General features: G+C 50.7%; 1 protein-coding gene. It reads right to left on the bottom strand.

The window, feature by feature from the left end:
• Positions 1 to 563: 563 nt before the first annotated feature.
• On the bottom strand, positions 564 to 1,865 hold the full coding sequence (locus tag AC2FNE_RS24570; protein ID WP_496806560.1) for a tyrosine-type recombinase/integrase: 1,302 nt from the start codon (positions 1,863 to 1,865) through the stop codon (positions 564 to 566).
• Between the last annotated feature and the right edge of the window lie 348 nt (positions 1,866 to 2,213).

Below are 2,213 nucleotides of genomic sequence, written 5' to 3'. Positions count from 1 at the left end.
GCAAACACTAGGAGAGCCACGGCTAGGAACAACTCAAGTTTCGATTTGATCACTAGAACGCACCTTTTGCTAAGATTGACCCAATGAAGCACCGGTTCATTTGAAGCACAAAGTGCAAAGTTCTGAAACTTTAACCTATTCCGAACGAACGACTTGAACCCAAAAGTAAACAATGAAGCACTCGATGCGTCCTTTGTTCACTTCGTGCCTCAGAATAGTTGCACTGACATGACGCCGAGACTCGGTAAGTGCTGCTAAGCTGGTAGCGTAGCCACAAGTCATCCGCCTTCATCTTTGCTGCACAAATGGCGCCTTAAAGCTACGAGTCTCCGTGCTTGAGGCGTAGGATGGCCAAATCCGCACCGCTGACAAGCGCAATGTGCTTGGCGTACTGTCAAACAACTTTGCTTGGGACCACTCGACGCCCGGCGGTGAATTAGAACTGTTGACCGACACTGGCGAGACTGTCGAGTTCACTCTGATCCTCATGAGTGAGTGGCCAACTCGCTTGCCGGAGTATCCTGCGAACGAATGAATTGGTCCAGTTCTCGACCCATTAGTGTCTATTCGGCCATCGAGTCGTTGTATGTCTCGACCATGATTCTAGCTTGAGCAGCTAAAATGGGATCAACGTAATCATCTTTCTTTGGCTTCTCATCCTCAAGGAACTTGGTCCAGCCCATCAAGTATTTCCCGGCAGTTTGAGGCTCCAAATGCGCGTATGCTTGCTGCGTAACAAGTGTTGTGCTGTGTCCCAAAAGCTTATAAACCATTTCCAAAGGCACAGCGTTATTTACGAGCCAAGTAGCAATTGACCTCCTGAGAGCGTGTGCTCCCAATGGTTTGGGGCGAACCTTCTTCCAGACATTGATTTGATGGTCCTTGGTTGCGGGCAAATCTACGTCCGGCGCGGTCTTGTGAGAACTTCCGATGCCATTGGCCGAGGGTCGTGGAAAGACGTATCGCTCTGACCACTTCGGCAAGCCTTGAAGGTGCTCGATTTGAAGTCCTCCAATCGGAAAGACCTTGTCAATTTCCGTCTTGTATCGCTTAGCCGGAATGGTCCAAGTGCCTGTTTCAAAGTCGAGGTCTGCCCACTCCATTTCCCGGGCTTCAATGCTGCGACAAGGGAAGATCATTAGGAAACGAATTAGACCAACGGCGATAGGGTACTGATTTTGAACCGCATTGAGATTGTCTCCCAAGGTCATCAGGTCTTCACGAACAAATACGTCTAACCGCTTCCTCGGCTTCGATCTTTCTAGGCCTTCTACGGGATTTCCGACCATGTGCCCATGCTTCCGGGCGATAGTGCAGAACTTGGAAACATAAGCGATCCAGCGGTTCACTGTAGTTGCCGAGTATGGGGCGGCTCGGATCTTTCCCTTTGCCGTTACAGGGTGTTCACTACGCTTCTTTTGATACCACGCCTGCAATGTCGCGTGTGACAGCATGCTTAGCTTCGTATTGCCCAAATCGGGCTCTATGTGTTTTTTCCAAGTTCGGCGTATTTCGTCCGCGTGGTCCTCGCCCTTAATTGATGCATAGTGGTCGCTCCATATCCGGTAGATATCCGACAAGGTCTCAACTTCGCGCGGACGGTCTTCCGAAACAAACCGTCGTGCACGTTCGCGAGCCTCGGCTACGCTGACTTCATCAACTGTCGCGATGCGCTCTTGGCGGCGCTTCTTTTTGCCTCTCGCGTCCACAAGTGTTTGTGATGTCCAGCGTGCGACGAACGTCTTTGATGTTGCGGTAAGGCGGAGCACTAACTGCGGGACTTCCGTGTCCGTGACCCATTGCCCATCTTCCTCATGGTCGAGCGCTTCAATAATTGCTTTGGTCAGTTTGATCCGTTTCGCCATAAAAGCCTCCAACGTGCTCTGCTACGATTCTGCTACGGACAGGGGTCAAAAATGGCTGCTACGTGCGGAATTAGGCAAAAGTATGGGGAAACGTCGATTTGGTCAAAAAACTAAGGAATCTCAGTGTAGATAAGTGTGTGGCACTTTCTTCCAAAATGGCACATCTGAGGCCCTATAAAGCCAATCCACCAGATTTAGGTTCTGGCGCCGCAAGGCGTGGGGGTTCAAGTCCCTCCACCCGCACCAAACTCCAACGAAGTCAACAAAAGACCTGTATTTGTTGCTGCTGGCTATGAACTTCTGAACCGGCCCAGTGAACGAAGATGTTCTGCCCGTCGCTCAAATGTC

The sequence above is a fragment of the Ruegeria sp. YKSD179 genome (assembly GCF_059612885.1).
Note: the sequence above shows the minus strand (reverse complement) of the source record. Positions and strands in the feature narration are given on the sequence as shown.

What these genes read in the sequence shown, in the direction of transcription:
- AC2FNE_RS24570 (WP_496806560.1), bottom strand. Translation starts at nt 1,865, where the DNA reads ATGGCGAAACGGATCAAACTGACCAAAGCAATTATTGAAGCGCTCGAC.